Source organism: Variovorax sp. OK212 (assembly GCF_900112425.1).
Taxonomy (GTDB): domain Bacteria; phylum Pseudomonadota; class Gammaproteobacteria; order Burkholderiales; family Burkholderiaceae_C; genus Variovorax.
In genome coordinates this window covers 190,509-208,413 of the sequence record NZ_FOLP01000008.1, presented here as the reverse complement: position 1 = coordinate 208,413, position 17,905 = coordinate 190,509, and the positions used below count along the sequence as shown (strand labels likewise).

Annotated in this window: 17 protein-coding genes; 11 read left to right on the top strand and 6 right to left on the bottom strand. The window is 69.6% G+C overall.

Annotated features, from left to right (window positions below; all coding sequences use genetic code 11):
- Positions 1 to 24 precede the first annotated feature (24 nt).
- From BM004_RS23420 to BM004_RS23370, 11 genes are all read left to right on the top strand, one after another.
- A complete protein-coding gene (locus BM004_RS23420) occupies positions 25 to 993 on the top strand; it encodes a Bug family tripartite tricarboxylate transporter substrate binding protein (RefSeq protein ID WP_093130059.1) in 969 nt (322 codons plus the stop codon).
- 23 nt (positions 994 to 1,016) lie between these two features.
- Positions 1,017 to 2,264: an aromatic ring-hydroxylating dioxygenase subunit alpha gene (locus BM004_RS23415; protein WP_093217244.1), complete on the top strand. Its 1,248-nt coding sequence runs from the start codon at positions 1,017 to 1,019 to the stop codon at positions 2,262 to 2,264.
- Between the two features lie 36 nt (positions 2,265 to 2,300).
- The gene (locus BM004_RS23410; protein WP_093217242.1) at positions 2,301 to 2,768 is read left to right on the top strand and encodes an aromatic-ring-hydroxylating dioxygenase subunit beta; all 468 of its coding nucleotides are present in this window, start codon (positions 2,301 to 2,303) and stop codon (positions 2,766 to 2,768) included.
- Entirely contained in the window at positions 2,765 to 3,733 is a 969-nt protein-coding gene (locus BM004_RS23405) for a PdxA family dehydrogenase (RefSeq protein WP_256220009.1), read from the top strand. The genes BM004_RS23410 and BM004_RS23405 overlap by 4 nt, the downstream gene beginning before the upstream one ends.
- Positions 3,730 to 4,749, top strand: a complete 1,020-nt coding sequence (locus tag BM004_RS23400; protein ID WP_093217239.1) for a 2Fe-2S iron-sulfur cluster-binding protein — start codon at positions 3,730 to 3,732, stop codon at positions 4,747 to 4,749. Before BM004_RS23405 ends, BM004_RS23400 begins: the two co-directional genes overlap by 4 nt.
- Before the next feature lie 308 nt (positions 4,750 to 5,057).
- The gene (locus BM004_RS42425; RefSeq protein WP_305727954.1) at positions 5,058 to 6,731 is read left to right on the top strand and encodes a methyl-accepting chemotaxis protein; all 1,674 of its coding nucleotides are present in this window, start codon (positions 5,058 to 5,060) and stop codon (positions 6,729 to 6,731) included.
- Between the two features lie 108 nt (positions 6,732 to 6,839).
- The gene (locus BM004_RS23390) at positions 6,840 to 7,253 is read left to right on the top strand and encodes a RidA family protein (protein ID WP_093217237.1); all 414 of its coding nucleotides are present in this window, start codon (positions 6,840 to 6,842) and stop codon (positions 7,251 to 7,253) included.
- A gap of 4 nt (positions 7,254 to 7,257) precedes the next feature.
- Positions 7,258 to 8,289 (top strand): pyridoxal-phosphate dependent enzyme, encoded by a 1,032-nt coding sequence (locus BM004_RS23385; RefSeq protein WP_093217234.1) that lies wholly within the window; start codon positions 7,258 to 7,260, stop codon positions 8,287 to 8,289.
- A gap of 87 nt (positions 8,290 to 8,376) precedes the next feature.
- Positions 8,377 to 9,366, top strand: a complete 990-nt coding sequence (locus BM004_RS23380; protein WP_093217232.1) for a tripartite tricarboxylate transporter substrate-binding protein — start codon at positions 8,377 to 8,379, stop codon at positions 9,364 to 9,366.
- Positions 9,367 to 9,368: 2 nt separating this feature from the next.
- Positions 9,369 to 10,460 carry a DUF2817 domain-containing protein gene (locus BM004_RS23375; protein ID WP_093217229.1) on the top strand — a complete coding sequence of 364 codons (1,092 nt, stop codon included), beginning with the start codon at positions 9,369 to 9,371 and terminating at the stop codon, positions 10,458 to 10,460.
- A 52-nt stretch (positions 10,461 to 10,512) separates the two neighbouring features.
- Positions 10,513 to 11,487: a helix-turn-helix domain-containing protein gene (locus BM004_RS23370; protein WP_093217226.1), complete on the top strand. Its 975-nt coding sequence runs from the start codon at positions 10,513 to 10,515 to the stop codon at positions 11,485 to 11,487.
- On the opposite strand, the gene BM004_RS23365 is transcribed toward BM004_RS23370, so the two are convergent.
- The 6 genes from BM004_RS23365 to BM004_RS23340 form a co-directional block, all read right to left on the bottom strand.
- Complete coding sequence (locus BM004_RS23365) at positions 11,488 to 11,811, bottom strand: DUF3325 family protein (RefSeq protein ID WP_093217224.1); 324 nt, start codon at positions 11,809 to 11,811, stop codon at positions 11,488 to 11,490. It abuts the gene before it with no gap.
- A 2-nt stretch (positions 11,812 to 11,813) separates the two neighbouring features.
- Positions 11,814 to 13,343: a PepSY-associated TM helix domain-containing protein gene (locus BM004_RS23360; protein WP_256220008.1), complete on the bottom strand. Its 1,530-nt coding sequence runs from the start codon at positions 13,341 to 13,343 to the stop codon at positions 11,814 to 11,816.
- Positions 13,343 to 13,612, bottom strand: coding sequence for a hypothetical protein (locus tag BM004_RS23355; protein WP_093217221.1), 270 nt, complete (start codon positions 13,610 to 13,612; stop codon positions 13,343 to 13,345). Before BM004_RS23355 ends, BM004_RS23360 begins: the two co-directional genes overlap by 1 nt.
- Before the next feature lie 2 nt (positions 13,613 to 13,614).
- On the bottom strand, positions 13,615 to 16,098 hold the full coding sequence (locus BM004_RS23350) for a TonB-dependent receptor (RefSeq protein ID WP_256220007.1): 2,484 nt from the start codon (positions 16,096 to 16,098) through the stop codon (positions 13,615 to 13,617).
- A 73-nt stretch (positions 16,099 to 16,171) separates the two neighbouring features.
- Positions 16,172 to 17,263: a FecR family protein gene (locus tag BM004_RS23345; protein WP_256220006.1), complete on the bottom strand. Its 1,092-nt coding sequence runs from the start codon at positions 17,261 to 17,263 to the stop codon at positions 16,172 to 16,174.
- Positions 17,264 to 17,749: a sigma-70 family RNA polymerase sigma factor gene (locus BM004_RS23340; RefSeq protein ID WP_371270343.1), complete on the bottom strand. Its 486-nt coding sequence runs from the start codon at positions 17,747 to 17,749 to the stop codon at positions 17,264 to 17,266.
- Positions 17,750 to 17,905: the final 156 nt, after the last annotated feature.

Below are 17,905 nucleotides of genomic sequence, written 5' to 3'. Positions count from 1 at the left end.
GCACAAAGAACCCGGAGACAAAAAATGTTCCAAGACACTGCCAGGCGCACGCTGGCGCTGGTTGCCTGCGCCTTCCTGATGACTCAGGCCCAGGCCCAGAACGACAACAAGGTGGCACGCCTGGTCGTGCCCTTTCCCGCCGGCGGCACCGCCGACATCCTGCCGCGCGTGGTGGCCGACAAGCTGCGCGACCTCTACCCCGGCGGCGTGGTGGTCGAGAACCGCACGGGCGCCGGCGGCAACATCGGCGCCGACGTGGTGTACCGCTCGGAGCCCGACGGCAAGACGCTGCTGGCGTCGCCGCCCGCGCCCATCGCCATCAACCAGCACCTCTACAAGAAGCTCGCCTTCGACCCCGCGCGCTGGGTGCCGGTGACGGTGCTGGCCACCGTGCCCAACGTGCTGGTGGTCAACCCCAAGCTGCCGGTGCGCAACGTGGCCGAGTTCATCGCCTACCTGAAGGCCAACCCCGGCAAGGTGAGCTTTGCCTCGCAGGGCAACGGCACCACCTCGCACCTGACGGCCAGCCTGTTCATGCAGCTCACCGGCACAACCATGACGCACGTGCCGTACAAGGGCACCGCACCCGCGCTGGTCGACCTGATCGGCGGGCAGGTGGATGTGTTCTTCGACAACATTTCCTCGTCGCTGCAGTTCGAGCGCACCGGCAAGGTCCGCATCCTCGCGGTGGCCGACGAGCAGCGCTCCAAGGCCCTGCCCAACGTTCCCACCTTCGCCGAACAGAAGCTGCCCGACATGAACGCGGTCACCTGGTTCGCGGTGGTCGCGCCGCCCGGCACGCCCGCGGCCACGGTCGACGCCACGCAGAAGGCCATGGCCAACGCGCTGGCGCTGCCCGACGTGAAGCAGAAGTTCGCCGAGCAGGGCGCCGAGCCGCGCGGCTGGGACAGCGCGCGCACCGGCCAGTTCATCCAGGCCGAGACCGTGAAGTGGAACAAGGTCATCCAGAGCGCCAAGGTCACGCTCGAGTGAGCACGCCAGCACACACGCATGCCATGACGAACAACGACATCCCCACCCAAGCCATCCACTGGGCCGGCCCCGGTCTGACGCGCATTCCGTTCGCGGTCTACAGCGACGCGCAGCTCGCCGCCGACGAGCAGTCGCGCATCTTCCGCGGCGAGGTCTGGAACTACCTCTGCCTGGAGGCCGAGCTGCCCGACAGCGGCAGCTACCGCACCACCTTCGCCGGCGAAACGCCCGTGGTCGCGGTGCGCGACGACGACGGCGAGATCTACGCCTTCGAGAACCGCTGCGCGCACCGCGGCGCGCTCATCGCGCTGGAAAAGTCCGGGCGCACCGACAACTTCCAGTGCGTGTACCACGCCTGGAGCTACAACCGCCAGGGCGGCCTGACGGGCGTGGCCTTCGAGAAAGGCGTGAAGGGCCAGGGCGGCATGCCCGCGAGCTTCTGCAAGGAAGCGCACGGCCCGCGCAAGCTGCGCATCGCCACCTTCTGCGGGCTGGTGTTCGGCAGCTTCAATGAAGACGTGCCCTCGATCGAGGACTACCTCGGCGACGAGATCCGCGAGCGCATCGAGCGCGTGCTGCACAAGCCGGTGGAAGTCATCGGCCGCTTCACGCAGGCGCTGCCCAACAACTGGAAGCTGTACGTCGAGAACGTGAAGGACAGCTACCACGCAAGCCTGCTGCACCTGTTCTTCACCACCTTCGAGCTCAACCGCCTGTCGCAGAAGGGCGGCGTGATCGTCGACGAGAGCGGCGGCCACCACGTGAGCTATTCGATGATCGACGCGGCCGCCGAGAAGGACGCCTCTTACAAGGAACAGGCCCTGCGCTCCGACAACGACCGCTACCGCCTGAAGGACCCGAGCCTGCTCGCGGGCTTCAAGGAGTACGACGACGGCGTGACGCTGCAGATCCTGTCGGTGTTCCCGGGCTTCGTGCTGCAGCAGATCCAGAACTGCCTGGCCGTGCGGCAGGTGCTGCCCAAGGGCACGGCGCGCACCGAGCTCAACTGGACCTACATCGGCTACACCGACGACACGCCGGAGCAGCGCCGCGTGCGCCTCAAGCAGTCGAACCTGGTGGGGCCGGCCGGCTTCATCTCGATGGAAGACGGCGCGGTCGGCGGCTTCGTGCAGCGCGGCATCGCGGGCGCGGCCGACCACGAGGCCGTCGTCGAGATGGGCGGCGACGACGCGGTGTCCGGCGAAGGGCGCGCCACCGAGGCCTCGGTGCGCGGCTTCTGGAAGGCCTACCGCCGGCACATGGGCGCCTGAGCGCAAGAGAAAAAAGAAGACAAGAGAACCCCCACCATGATCGACCTGCTGGCGCTGTGCGCCTTCAACGCGGCCTATGCCGACGCCATCGACAGCGATGCGCTGGAGCAATGGCCGGGCTTCTTCACCGAAGACTGCCACTACCGCATCACCCACGTCGAGAACGAACGCGAGGGCCTGCCCGCCGGCATCGTGTATGCCGACTCGCGCGCGATGCTCGAGGACCGCATCGCCGCGCTGCGCGAAGCCAACATCTACGAACGCCAGCGCTACCGCCACCTGCTGGGCATGCCGCTGCTGCTGAAGGCCGAGGGCGACGGCGCCGAGGCGCGCACGCCCTTCATGGTGGCGCGCATCATGGCCACCGGCCAGACCGAGCTGTTCGCCACCGGCAGCTACCACGACCGCTTCGTGCGGCAAGGCGACGGGCAGCTGCGGCTGCGGTCGCGCGTGGCCGTGTGCGACAGCACCGTGACCGACACCCTGCTGGCGCTGCCGCTGTGACGAAGCATCCGTCGCCGCGCAAGCTGGCGCTGGCGGCCGGCGACCCGAACGGCATCGGCCCGGAGATCGCGCTGAAGGCCCTGGCTGCGTTGCCTGCCGACGAACGCGCGCGAATCACGCTCTATGGACCGGGCAGCGTTCTCGAACGGATGGCATCGCAGCTCGGTCTTGCCGCGCTGCTGCGCGAGGTGGCGTTCGTCGATGCCGGTGAACTGCCTGCGAGTTCCGCCGTGCCGGGCCGCATCGACGCAGCAGCCGGCGCCTCGGCCGTCGCCAGCGCCACGGCCGCCCTCGAGGCCTGCCGCCGCGGCGAGGTCGATGCGGTGGTGGCCTGCCCGCACCACGAAACAGCCATCCACCAGGCCGGCATTGCCTTCAGCGGCTACCCCTCGCTGGTTGCGCGCGTGTGCGGCCTGCCCGAGGAGCGCGTGTTCCTGATGCTGGTCGGCGGCGGGCTGCGCATCGTGCATGCGACGCTGCACGAGAGCGTGCGCACCGCACTCGACCGGCTCACGCCTGCGCTCGTCGCCGAAGCGATCCGCGCGGGTGCGCGGGCCTGCGCGATGCTGGGCGTGGCAAACCCGTCCATCGGCGTGTTCGGCATCAACCCGCATGCGTCGGAGGGCGGGCTGTTCGGGCCGGAGGACGCGGCCATCGTCGTTCCCGGCGTCGAAGCGGTACGCGCCGAAGGGCTGCGCGCCGACGGACCGGCCGGCGCCGACACGCTGCTGGCGACGCGCGGGCACGACCTGTACGTGGCGATGCTGCACGACCAGGGCCACATTCCCGTGAAGCTGCTCGCGCCGCAGGCGGCGAGCGCGCTCAGCATCGGCGGCGATGCGCTGCTGTCGAGCGTGGGCCACGGCAGCGCGATGGACATCGCGGGCCGCGGCATCGCCGATCCGCAAGCGGTGTTGCGAACGATCGCATTGCTGTCGGGCATCGGCGCGGAGGTGCGCGCATGAGCCACCGCATCGCGATCGCGAACAGCGACGTCGCCTTCGACTGCGCCGGCAACGAGAGCGTGCTCGACGCCGCCGCGCGCGCCGGCATCGAGCTGCCCTATTCGTGCCGCAAGGGCGTCTGCGGCAACTGCGCGGGCGCGGTGACGCAGGGCGAAGTGGGCGCCGCCGGCAACGGCGCGATCGTCAACGAGACCTGCCTGCCGGGCCAGGTGCTGTTCTGCATGTGCGCGCCGCGCGGCGACCTCCAGATCGCGCCCGTGTCATGGCGCCGCATCGACCCGGCCGCGCGCAAGCGCTTCACGGCCAAGGTGTACCGCAACCAGCTGGCTGCGAGCGACGTGTCGGTGCTGCAGCTGCGCCTGCCCGCGGGCCAGCGCGCGAAGTTCAGCGCCGGCCAGTACCTGCAGGTCGCCTTGGCCGACGGCAGCACGCGCAGCTACTCGATGGCCAATGCGCCGCACGAGAGCGACGCGGTCACGCTGCATGTGCGGCACGTGCAGGGCGGCGCTTTCAGCGCGCGCGTGGCGCAGCTTGTGCCCGGCGACCTGCTGGAGATCGAATTGCCCTTCGGCGCGTTCTCGCTGCAGGAAGAGCAGGCACGGCCCGTCGTGTTCGTGGCCGGCGGCACCGGGTTCGCGCCGGTGAAGTCCATCCTCGACGACATGCTCAAGCGCCGTGTCGACCGGCCCGTCACGCTGATCTGGGGCGCGCAGCAGGCCGAGGGCATCTACCTGCGCGCGGCCGTGGCGCGCTGGCAGAAGCAATGGCCGCAGATGCGCTTCATCGCGGCGCTGAGCGACGGCGGTGAAGCCTCGGGCGAAGACTTCGCCGGCCGCCCCGACCAGGCGTTGCTGGCCGCATTCCCCGACCTGCGCGGCCACGAGCTCTACTGCTGCGGTTCACCGGCGATGGTGCACGCGGTGCGCGAAGCGGCGGTGCAGCATCGCGGGCTCGATGCGGGCGACTTCCACTCCGACGTGTTCGTCGAAGGCCCGGCGGCGCACACGGCGGCTTGAGTCGAAAGGGTTCGCCGCCGGCGATCGGCGGCGGCCCCGCTTCGCCGGTCGGCCATCCCTTAAGTCAGTAATCACTGCAGCCATCGCCGTGCATCCGCGTGACATCCGCACGAGGGGGCGGACGGCGCGGAGCGCGGCGATGGCGGCCGGCGCATCTTCCATGGTTTCAGGCGTCTTCTATTTTTCCGCGCAGATCTGAATTTTTCAATCCTTCGAGTCGATAGCCGATCTGAGGGAGAAATTTCCTCTCGCGCAGCGGCCCGCATCCGGGCCGCCTGAAGAAGACCTAGACACTCAAAGGAGATCGCATGCAGTGGTTCATTGGATTGAAAGTCAAGACCAAGCTGGTCGGCGGGTTTCTGATCGTCGCCGCCATCGGCGCCATCATCGGGATTCAGGGCATCCTGAAGGCGGCCCAGATGAACAGCATGGCCAGCCTCATGTTCCAGCGGGACACCGTCGGGCTGAGGCATGTCGCGGAAGCCAACATGCACCTGCTGGCTGCCGGCCGCGGCGTTCGCACGGCCGTTCTCTCGCGCACCGAGGAAGACCGCAAGCAGCAACTGGCCATCGTGCAGGACCGTCTGAAGCAGCTGCACAACGAGCTCGACAAGTCGGACCCGAAGTTCGTCACCCAGCACGGGCGCGACCTGGTCCAGCGCACGCGCGCCGCGGCCCTGGCCTACGGTGAAGGCCTTGGCGGCGTCATCGCCACCTTGAACACAGAGCCGCTCGGCGAGGCGCGCGAATCGGCGAGCAAGCTCTTCGGCGACGTGCGCGCACTGGGCGACAAGGCCGACGACCTGATGACCGAAATGATCGAACTGAAGCAGTCGAACGCGGAAGCGCTGCACAAGGAAACGGACGCGGTCTACAACCGCATCCGCACGATGCTGGCCGTTCTCACGGCCGGCGGCGTGCTGGTCGGCATCGCGATCGGCCTGGTCACTTCGCGCGTGCTGACACGCCAGCTCGGCGGTGAACCCGGCGACGCGGCGGACGCGGCGCGGCGCATTGCGCAAGGCGACCTTGCCGTTCCCATCGAGACACGGCCCGGCGACACCGGCAGCCTGATGATGGCCATGAAGCGCATGCGCGACAGCCTGGTCGAGGTGGTCAGCGGCGTGCGCAACGGCGCGGAAACCATCGCGTCGGCCTCCCAGCAGATCTCCGCCGGCAACCACGACCTCTCGTCGCGGACCGAGGAGCAGGCCAGCTCGCTCGAGCAGACCGCGGCGTCGATGGAGGAGCTCACCAGCACGGTCAAGCAGAACTCGGACAACGCGCTGCAGGCGAACCGGCTGGCCATGTCGGCCACCGAAGTCGCCGTGCGCGGCGGCAAGGTGGTCAGCGAAGTGATTGCCACCATGGGCCACATCGAAAGCTCGTCGAAGAAGATCGTCGACATCATCGGCGTGATCGACGGCATCGCGTTCCAGACCAACATCCTGGCGCTGAACGCCGCGGTGGAAGCCGCGCGCGCCGGCGAGCAGGGCCGCGGGTTCGCGGTGGTCGCCTCCGAGGTGCGCAATCTGGCGCAACGCTCGGCCGCGGCGGCCAAGGAGATCAAGGAACTGATCGCCGACTCGGTGGGCAACGTGAACGCGGGCACCGCGATGGTCGGCACCGCCGGGCGCACCATGGAAGAGATCGTGACGAGCGTGCAGCGCGTGACGAACATCATGAGCGAGATCACCGCCGCCACGCAGGAACAGACCTCGGGCATCGAGCAGATCAACCAGGCGATCACGCAGATGGACCAGGTCACGCAGCAGAACGCCGCGCTGGTCGAAGAGGCCACCGCGTCGGCCGCCTCGCTGCAGGAGCAGGCGGGCAGCCTGGTGCAGGCCGTGGGCGTCTTCAAGCTGGGCAGCGAGTCGCGGGTGACGGCACGCGCCTTCAAGGCGGCCGCGGGCGCGGGCATCGCCAGCCTGCGCCTGAAGCCGGCACTGCCCAAGGCGCGCGCGCTGATGGCGGCCTGAACAAGGACGGAGCACAAGGAGGAGCACGAGAAGAAAAAGAAGAGCGCGCAAAGGATTCAGGTCGCCATGCAAAAGACAGGCAAGCGGTCGATTCATAGACTGCCATGCATGCCCCACGCATCCTTGCCGGTTCCCGCAGCAGGCCCCCACGCCTCTGCCGCGCCCTACTTCTCCTCGGCCCGCCGCGACGGCGACTGGGTGTTCGTCAGCGGCCAGATGGCGTTCGACGAACACTCGCTCATTGCGGGCGACACGGTCGGCGAGCAGACCAGGCGTTGCCTGGGACGCATCGACGACATCCTGCGCTCCGAAGGCCTCGGCCTCGCCGACGTCGTGAAGACGACGGTATGGCTGGGCCGCGTGGGCGACTTCGCTGAATTCAACTGCAGCTACGCCGCGGTCTTCGCCGCGACGCAAGCGCCGGCGCCGGCACGCTCCACCGTGCGCGCCGACCTCATGGTGCCGGGCGCGCTGGTCGAGATCGAAGCCATTGCGCGCAACCGCCCCCCGGCCGGAGACTGATGGCATGAACACACAACTTCCAGACCCGAACACGAACACGAACCCGGCCTTCGACCTCGAGCTCGCAGCGATCCGCGAGACCGCCCGCGCCAACGCCGGTGCGCTGCTGCGCACACCCGTCGCCCCGCTGCACGGCGCCACCGTCGAGCGGCTGCTGGGCCGCGCCGACGTCGTCATGAAGCTGGAGCTGTTCCAGCGTACCGGCACCTTCAAGGCGCGGGGCGCGTTGAACTCGGTGCGGCGCCTGTCGCCCGCGCAGAAGGCGCTCGGCATCACGGCCGTGAGCGCGGGCAACCACGCGGTGGCCGCGGCGTTCGCGGCACGCGAAGCCGGCGTGAGCGCAAAGATCGTGATCCAGGCCAGCGCCAACCCGGCGCGCGCGGCCCTGGCCCGCTCGTACGGCGCCGAACTGCTGGTCGCGCCCGACGGCGCAACCGGCTTCGCCATGGCCGAGGCGCTGGTGCGCGACGAGCAGCGCAGCTTCATCCATCCGTTCGAGGGCGAGGCCGTGTCGCTGGGCACCGCCACGCTGGGCCTCGAGTTCGCCGAGCAGGCGCCAGACCTCGACGTGGTGCTGGTCGCCGTGGGCGGCGGCGGGCTGGGCAGCGGCGTGGCCGCGGCCATTCGCAAGATGCTGCCGTCGTGCCGCGTGATCGGCATCGAGCCCGAAGGCGCCGACGTCATGCGGCGCAGCTTCGAAGCCGGTTCGCCGCAGCGCATGGAAAAGCTCTCGACCATTGCCGACAGCCTGGCGCCGCCCATGACGCTGCCGATGGCCTACGGCCTGTGCCGCCGCTACATGGAGCGCATCGTCACCGTGAGCGACGACGAGATCTGCCGCGCGATGGCCGTCATGTTCCGCGACGCCAAGCTGGCCGTCGAGCCGGCGGGCGCCACGGCGCTTGCCGCGCTGCTGGGTCCGCTGCGCGACGAGCTGCGCGGCGCGCGCACCGGGCTCATCGTCTGCGGCGCCAACCTCGATGCCGAGACCTACGCGCAGCAACTGGCGCGCGGCGAACGGCTGCTCACCGCCTGAGCTTTGGCACGGCACCGCAACAGCACGCCAGGGTCCCCGGGCGCGGCGACGGCGCCCACCCTTTTCAACTTTCCTGGAGCAGCCCCGATGAAGCGACGCGACCTTTTGTCTTTGCTGCCGGCCGGTGTCGCGGGCAGCGCGCTGTGGCCGCGCCTGGCCGCCGCGCAGCCCGCTGCGCCGGAACTGCCGCGCACGATCCGGCTGGTGGTCGGCTACCCGGCGGGCGGCACGGCCGACGCGGTGGCGCGCATCTACGCGGAGGGCCTGCAGCGGCGCCTGGGCGTGAACGTGATCGTGGACAACAAGCCCGGCGCGGGCGGCCAGCTCGCGGCCGAACAGTTCCGCGCGCTGCGCCCGGACGGCACCACGCTGCTGCTGGGCAACAGCCACATGTTCTCGACCTTGCCGCTGACCTCGCGCACGGTGCGCTACGACCCGGTGAAAGACTTCGCGCCGGTGGCCCGGCTCGCCACCTTCGAAGTCGCATGGGCGGTGAGCGCCGAGCAGCCGGCCAGGACGCTGAAGGAATACATCGCGCTGGCGCGCGCCACGCCGCAGGCCCGCAACTTCGGCGTGCCCGCGGCCGGCAGCTCGCCGCACTTCGTCGGCTACGTGGTGGGCAAGCAGGAAGGCGTCGAGCTTATGCCGGTGCCCTACAAGGGCGGCGCGCCGCTGCTGGCCGACCTGATCGGCAACCAGATTCCGGCCGGCGTCGATGCGCTGGGCGGGCTGCTGCCCTCGCACAAGACCGGCAAGATCCGCGTGCTCGCGGTGACCGGCCCGCGGCGCAGCAAGGCCGTGCCCGAAGTGCCGACCTTCGGCGAGCTGGGCTTCAAGTCATTGGGAAGCTCGAGCTGGGTCGGCCTGTTCGCGCCGCCCGGCACGGCGCAGGCCTACATCGACCGCGTCAACGCCGGCGTGCTCGAGGTCGCGGCGCTGCCGGCCACCACCGCCAACCTGGCGACCGCGGGCTTCGACACGGCGGCCGGCAACCCGCAGCAGCTGCACGATGCGGTGCGCAGCGAGCTCGCGCTGTGGCAGCCGATCATTCGCGAGTCGGGCTTCCAGATCGACTGACGATGCACCCCGACACCCTGTTCAGCGCCGACTACGCGACGGCACGCGACAAGTTTCTCGCGGCCTGCACGCTGCGCGGCCTCACGCCGCAGACCTATGCGCACCCGCTGGCCGGCGCGCAACGCGAGATGCTCTCGACCGACGTGGTGCGCGTCGGCCCGGCCAATGCCAGGCGCGTGCTGGTGCTGACCTCGGGCGTGCACGGGGTGGAACTGTTCGCCGGCTCGGGCTGCCAGGTCGACTGGCTGCTGACCCAGCACCGCACCGAGCTGCCGCCCGACACCGCCGTCGTGCTGGTGCATGCCATCAACCCCTGGGGCGCATCCTGGCTGCGGCGCTACACCGAAGACAACGTCGATCTCTGCCGCAACTTCATCGACCATTCGGCGCTGCCTGCATCGCCGGCATCCTGCGCCTACGACCCGCTGCACGCCGCGATCGACCTCGACCCGCAGGACACCGATGCCGCAGCGCGCGGCGACGCGATGCTTGCGGCCTTCGCCAAGGCCAGGGGCAACGACGCGCTCTACAACGCACTGATGGCCGGCCAGTACACCGTGCCGAACGGCATGGGCTTCGGTGGACAGGCGCCCACGTGGTCGCGCATGACCATCGAGGCGGTGCTGCGGCGTCATTGCGCAGCGGCGACGGACGTGTGCATCGTCGACTACCACACGGGCCTGGGCCCGTACAGCTACGGATCGATCGTCGCGCTCCAGCAGGGAGACGACCTGCAGCGCATGCGCGAGGCCTTCGGCCGGTGGGTGGTTGCCGTGCACGAGGGCAGCGCGCCCGACGACTTCTCGCCCGTCGCAGGGCACACCACGCCCGGCTACGAGCGCGCGCTGCCGCACGCGCGTGTGACGGCCGGCGTGCTGGAGTTCGGCACGGGGCGCCCGCGCCACATGCTCGACCTGCTGGTGCGCGACCAGCGCGAATGGGCCCGCGGCCTGGGCCGCACGCAGCTGCCGGGCGTGCGGCGCGAGCTGCTCGATTTCTTCTATCCCGACGACGCCGCCTGGCAGCGCAGCCTCGTCGACCAGTCGCGCCAGGTCATCGACAAGGGCCTGCGTTTTCTCTCTCACGGGCCCTGAAGTGCGGGCGTATGCTTGCGATCCTCGTCAACAAGGATCGGGGACCCTGCGCATGGACATGCCATTCAGCCTACCTTCTGCCCATGCCCTGGAGTCGGCGCGCAGCTGGGGTCGCACGCAGGGCCTGACGCTGACGCCGATCGGGCGCGCGCAGGGGCGGCGGGAGTTCCTGTGCTTTCGCCCGGGCTTCTACGTTGCGCTGGGGCACGTCAACCATGTCGAACCCAGCCGCGAGGTGTACCGCAGCGGCGACTTCATCAAGCTGCACTTTCGCCTCGAAGGCGAGAGCTTCGTCGGGCAGCCCGGCGCGGTCGGCGCGCAGACCGTGAGCGCCATGAGCGTGAGCACGCTGCTGCAGCCGCCGGGGCTGGCCAAGGAAGAGTGCTTTGCCAGCGAGGTCAAGGAACGCTCGGTCACGCTGTGCTGCTCGCGCAGCTTTCTCATGGACGAGCTGGGGCTGTCCGGCGAGACGCTTCGCGGGCCGTTCGGCACCTTCGTTCGCGGCGCTCCGCAGCAGTTCGAACTGGCGCGCTTTCCGATCGATGCCGCGCAGTACGACATTGCGCTGGCGCTGCTCGGCGAGCCGCAAGGAGACGCCTTTCGCGGCATCTACGCCGAGTCGAAGGCCTTCGCGCTGCTGCACACCTTTCTCACCCGGCGCTTCGACGATGCCGCGTCCGACACCGCCGGTGCGCGAACCCGCGAACGTCTGATGCCGGTCAAGCGCTACATCGACGCGAACCTGCACGAGGCGCTCGAGATGCGCAACCTGGCCAAGCGTTTCGGCTTCAGCGAAAGCCACCTCGCCCGCCGCTTTCGCGAAGTGTTCGGCGTTCCTCTTTTCGAATACGTCGGCAATGCGCGGCTGACGCGCGCACGCGGGCTCATCGAAGACGGCCGGCTCAGCATTGCGCAGATTGCGCTGGAGGTCGGCTACGGCCACGCCGCGAACTTCAGCACCGCATTCAAGCGGCAGTTCGGCATGACGCCGCAGGGTGCGCGCAGGGGCATGCGCCAGGCGCACTGACTAGACACCCGGGCCGCCGCGCGCACCTGCACCGGGTGCGCCCTTCCCGTCGAAGCAGGACAGGGTCAGCACCACCGCGTAGGCGCTCGTGCACGCGATGCACACGCCCAGGAGCGTGCCCAGGCCCCAGCCGTCGCGCAGGATGCACAGGCCACCTGCTGCTCCGGCGAAGGCCAGCGCCAACGCCCGCATCAGCCGGCGCGAAGGGGGTCCACGCCGAGACAGCGCGCGAATCGCATGCCAGTGCACGGGCATGGACAGCGCCGCGCACGCCCATGCGGCATAGCCGGCGACGGCGGCAAGGCACAACAGCAGCAACGACATCGTCAGGCCTTCGCAGTTCCGACGCGGCCACGCGCCAGCCTGCGCCAGACCCAGGCAGCGGCCAGCGCGCTGACGAGCAATGCGAGGTCCACGCCCCACACCGCCGCCGGCAACGGCGGTGCCGCGGCGCCGTACGCGCCGGTGGTCCATGCGTTCGCTGCCACGCACAGGCAGGCCAGCACGCCGATGCACGCGACCTGTTCGCGCCACGCACGCGCCCCACGCCATGCGGCATGGCCGAAGCAGGCCAGCCACGCCAGGAAGAAGGTCGAGACCTCCAGGCCGGAGCGGCTGCTGCCCGCCAGGCCGGCCTCGGCAGGCAACAGGCGATTGGCCGCCAGGTAGGCCAGCGTGGCGATGAAGAGGCCGGTGACGCTGCCGACGCACAGGCCCAGCACCACGCGCCGCCCCGGCTTGGGGGTGCGCCTGGCGTCGGCAGGACGCGCCTCGACCCAGAAGACCAGGCCGGTCGCGATCATCAGGCAACCCGAAAGGCCCAGCACGAAGTAGAGCCAGCGCAGCGGCCAGTGGTTGAACTGGACGAAGTGCAGGCCCGACAGGAAGCGCTGCACGCCCATGGCCGGGCCGGCCTGGAAGCGTTGCAGCAGCCGGCCGGTGGCGGCGTCGAAGTAGAGCTGGTCGAGGTTCATCGTCACCTCGCCGGCATAGGAGCGGCGCAGCTCCACGTAGCTGTTGGCATCGCCCGGGTGCCACACGCGCACGAAGTACGGCACACCCCCGCCCCACTCGCGCCCGGCCTGCGCCGCCATGGCGTCGAGCGACGACAGCGTTCCCGGCGTGCCGGCGCGTGCGCGGCTGTAGCGGCCGTAGGACTGCGACTGGAACTGCGACTGCCCCTTGGCGCCGGCGTCGAACGCGCCCTGGTACGCGAACGGAAAGTACATGTTGAAGAAGATCACCAGGCCCGACAGCGTGATGAGGAAGTGAAACGGCAGGCCGATCACGCCGGTCACGTTGTGCAGGTCGAGCGTGCTGCGCGGCAGGCGCTTGCGCGGGCGGAAGGTGAAGAAGTCGGCCAGCAGCTTGCGGTGGATCACCACGCCCGCCACCAGCAGCACCAGCATGGCCATGGCGGCCGTGCCCACCATCCACTTGCCGAGCTCCTTCCAGGAGATGAGCAGGCCGTAGTGAAACGGAAAGAAGAACCCGCTCGCGCCCAGCGTGGCGGGGTCGCCCAGCGGCGCGAAGTCCCGCGGGTTCAGCAGCTGGCTGACCGCGGGGCCGCCGGGGCGCTGGGCCGTGAAGCGCAGCACGGGCGTGCGGGGGGTCGGCAGGTCGATGCGCCACTGGCGCGCGCCGGCGGGAATCAACGGCGCCACCGCGGCCGCCAACGGGTCCAGCGACGGGAGCCGGGGCGCGGCGGCCAGCCGCGTGGACGGCATCATCCAGCGATCGATTTCCCGGTCGAACACGCTCAGCGTGCCCATCCAGAACACGGCGAACAGCAGGCCGCCGAAGACCACGCCGGCCCAGCTGTGCACGCCGCTCAGGCGCCTCCGGAAGCCGGCCATCAGCGCGCGGCCCACCACACGCCGCACAGGGCCGCGGCCGCCGCGCCGAGCCCGCAGCACAGGCGCGCCACGCTCTCGCAGGCCAGGCCCCACAGCAGGATGGCAAGGTACAGCACGAAGCCCGCCATGGCCGCCGCCACCACCGCCTCGGCGCCCGCCAGGCCGCAACGCACCAGCAAGGCCACGGCCACCGACACGGCCAGGCTGGCCACGCCGTAGCCGCCGCCCAGCGCCGCAACGAGGCGCAGGAACACACGCGCGTGAACCATCCTCAGAAGTCGACCGAGTAGCCCAGCGTCAGCGTGCGGCCCCGGCCGGCAAAGTAGCGCAGCGGCTCCACCAGCGCGCTCTGCGAGTAGTAGGTGATGTAGTTGCGGTTGAACAGGTTGCTCACCGCCAGGCGCACGCTGCCCTTGGGCAGCTTGTAGCGCAGGCTCACGTCCACCAGCGCGTAGCCCTTGAAGTTCTTCTGCGGGTCGTCGAAGCGCCGGCTGAAGGCGTGCTGCACCTGCAGGAAGGAAGACAGCCGGTCGTTCCAGTCGGCCGACCAGGTGGCGATCAGGCGGTCGGGCGACACGTTCAGGCCGTCGAGCGTGGTGTCGAGGCTGCCGTTGTCGTCGCTGTCGTAGCGGCCCTTGGTGCGCGAATAGGACACCTTGAACCTGTGGGCGCGGTTCAGCCGGTAGCCCGCGCCGACGTCGATGCCCTCGATGCGGTTCTTCTCGCGTGCCGTCATGAACGCATCGCCCACGCGCACCACGCGCGCGCCGTAGTCCGACGCCGAGCGGAAGTAGCTGGCGTCGAAGTCCCAGTCGCCGCGCTTGTAGCGTCCGCCCACCTCCACGCTCTGCGTGACGATGGGCGCGAGGGTGCTCAGGTTGTCGATGCTCTGGCCGGGGATGTTGATGGCGCGCAGCACGCGACCCACGTCGGGCATGCCGAAGCCTTCGGAGTAGCTGGTGTACAGGTTCAGGTCCTTGACGGGCTCGAACACCAGGCCGGTGTTGAAGAGCGTCTTGTTGAACTTGAGCTTGCCGCCCTGCACGGCCACGCGGTTGTAGCGCGCCAGCGTGCGGTAGGAGTCCACCTCCAGGTCGGCGATTTCCTTGCGCACGCCGCCGTGCAGCGTGAGGGTGTCCAGCAGCTTGAACTCGGCCTGCGTGAACAGCGACAGGTTGCGGTACTTGGAAGGCGGCACATAGGTGCGGCCGGTGGTGTAGAGGTCTTGCTCGCCGCTGTCGAACAGCGTGTCGAAGCCGCCGGTGATCTTCATGCGGCTGTCGAACAGGTCCGACTTGGTCAGGCTGACCTTGCTGCCGGTCTTCGACGACGAGGCGCGCGACTGGTCGTACAGCGTGCCGTTGCGCGCGATGCGCGTGTCCTGGAAGGTCGACGAGTTGTCGGCACCGAAGAGCGCCTCGAACTTCTGGTGGAACACCATGGCCGACAGCTCCATGCCGCCCAGGTCGTAGTGGTTGTAGCTGGCGCTGGTGGTCCACACGTCGTTCCACGGCGGCGTGCCCGGCGGCGTCGCCTCAACGGAGGTGGTGGGAATGCCCCGTTCCCGGTCGCCGGCCACGCCGGTGTAGCTGGCCTTCGACTTGATGCGGTAGCGGTTCATCGAGAACTGCAGGCGCTGGTTGGCGTCGAGCCAGTAGCCGATCTTGCCGAGGAAGTCGTGGCTGCGCGAGTCCATCAGGTCGCCCTGCGTGTTGTCCGCGCCGATGGCGCGGCCCTTGGCGTCGCGGTACAGGCCCTGGTCCTCGAAACTGAAGCCGAACAGGTAGTCGAGCTTGTCGAAGCGGCCGTCGGCGCGGTAGGTGGTCTTGTAGCCCATCGTGTCGCCGCCGATGCGCGACGTGGGCATGGTGGTCTGCACGTCCAGGTGCTGGTTGAAGCTGCCCTTCTCCGGGCGGCGCGTGATCAGGTTGATGGTGCCGCCGGTGGCGCCCAGGCCGTTGATGGCGTTGGCGCCCTGGATCACCTCGATGCGCTCGAGCATCGAGAAGTCGATGGTGTGGGCCTCGCGCCCGGTGGGGCGGATCGGGTTGGACTGCGGCACGCCGTCGATCAGGATCAGCGGCGTGCGCCCGCGCAGGGTCTCGCCGCTGCCGTTCATCTTGCCGCGGCTGGGCGAGTACGACGGGATCAGGTTGCTCAACGCATCCGACGAGTTCGACGAGATGGCCAGCTGCTGCTCGATCTCTTCCTTGTCGAGGATCTGCACGGTCTGGGGCGCCTTGGCCGCTTCCATGTTCGAGCGGGACGCGGAGACGGTCACTTCCTCGAGCGACGCGCGCGGGCTGAAGACAGGCGCATCGCCGGTCGCCGCGGCTGCCGGCGGCGTGACCGCACCGCTGGCAACGGGCGCCGCGGAGACGGAAGAGGCGCCCGACGTGCGCGCCCCGGCCTGCGGTGCGACAGGCACCAGGCGATAGCCCACGCCCGTTTTCTCGACGGCGTAGCCGGTGCCTTGCAGCAGCAGCGCGAAGCCTTCGTCCACGCCGTGCGAACCGCTCAGCCCCGGCGATCGCAGGTTGGCCGCGCGACGCGCGTCCAGGGCCATGGAGACGCCCGCCTCCTGGGCGAAGCGCGTCAGTGCCGGGCCCAGGGGGCCGGCGGGAATGCTGTAGTTCCGTGGCTGGGCCAGCGCCGCGCCGGGCGCCGCGACGCTCGCCGCTGCAAGGCCCAGCTGCAGTGCCAGCGCGAGGGACAGCGAGCGGCTGCGCGGCGCCGGATTCTTTGGTTGGGTCACGGGTAGGAACTTCCTCTTTCGTTAGGTTCATCAGCAATGACGAACGAGAACGAAGATCCGGAACCCCTGCGGGCTAGTTTTTTTGCGGCGCGGCCCGAAGGTCGACCCAGACCCAGCGATCGGCGAGGAAGCGCAGCCGCAGCTCGGGGAAGCTGGTCTGCAGCAGCTGCAGCGCCTCGTCCGGCCTGTCCAGCGGCAACACGGCGGACACGCGCAGCGACGCGAGCTGCCGGCTGTCGTAGTGAATGCCTCCCGGGCGGTGCCGCGCCAGCTGCGCCAGCACCTCGGACAGGGGTCGGTCGACCAGCACCAGCTGGTGCTGCCGCCAGCCGTTCTCGACCCGCTCGGCATCGATGCGCTCGATCTGCCCGATGCCCTGGCGGGTCAGCTCGACCCGTTCTCCGGCGCGGACCACGGTGGCCTTCTCGTAGATGTTGCCGTTGCCGTTGCTGTTGCTGTTGCTGTTGCCGCTGGCGTCGTCGACGGCGGCGGGCAGGGGAAGCGCCTGCACGGCGACCTGGGATTCGAACATCTCCAGGCTCGACTTGCCTTTCTCGTGGCTGACCGCGAACCGGGTGCCGAGCGCGCGAATGCGGGCCAGCGGCGTCTGCACATAGAAAGGCCGCTGCGCGTCCTTGGCAACGTCCACGCGAATGTCGCCCGACAGCAGCTCGACCGTGCGGCTCTTCTCGTCGAAGTGCAGGTCGATGGCGCTCGCGCCGCTCAGCGTGATGCGCGTGCCGTCCGGCAGGGTCTGGCTGACCCATTCGCGCTCTGAGCTGCGCACGTCCGCCAGCAGGTGCGCGGGTGCCGGGACCGACGCGGTGAACCACACCGGCACCGCCACGGCGATGGCCACGAGCAGCGCGACGCCGGCGCGTCGGCGCCCCGTGCGGCGCACCTGACGCTGTCCTTCGTAGACCGCGTCGAGGGCCGCATGCGCCGGACGGGGATTGCCGTCGGTGGCCTGGCGCACGCCTTCGACCTGGCCGATGAAAGCCTCGATGCGCGCCGCCGCCCGCGCGTGGCGCGCATCGGCCGCCTTCCAGGCGCTGAAGCCCGCCTGCCCGCGAGCGCGCTCGGCCGGGTCGTCGCAGGTCAGCAGCACGAGCCACTCGGAGGCCTGCTGCGCCAGGTTCGACGGGTCGGGTTCGCGCAGCTGCACTCAGTCCCCCGCATGCCGGTGGCAATGCACGAGCGCCTGGACCAGGTACTTCTGGATCATCCGGGTCGACACGCCGAGCTGGGACGCGATGCCGACGTGGGTTTCACCGTCGAGGTAGTGCAGCAGGAACGCCTGGCGCGCCTTCGCCGACAGGCCGTCGAGCGCCATCTCGATGTGCGCCAGGGCCTGCAGGGTCTCCAGAAGCTGCTCGGGCGAAGGCGGGCTGCCGAGGTGCGCCGCGGCCATCGTCAGTTCGTGCAGGTAGGCGTCTTCGACGCGCTTGCGCCGGGCCTGGTCCACCATCAGGCGCTTGGCGGTGGTCACCAGGAACGCCCGGGGCTCCCGGACGCCGAGAAGCGTGTCGCGGGAGGAAATGATGCGAACGAAGGTGTCCTGCATCAGGTCGGCGGCATTGTCGGCGGACCCCAGCTTGCGGCGCAGCCAGCCGAACAACCAGCCATGGTGCTCGCAGTAAAGCGCATGCACGTGCTGTTGCGATGTGGGCCCTCCTGCAGACATGTTTTCTCCTGGCCACGCTCGCTTTGGCCGCGGGCGATACGAATAGTTATCATTATTTTAGACTGAGGTACTACATCGCTCACCGCCGCACCCGGCGTACGCACCGCCGCATCCAGCCCGCGC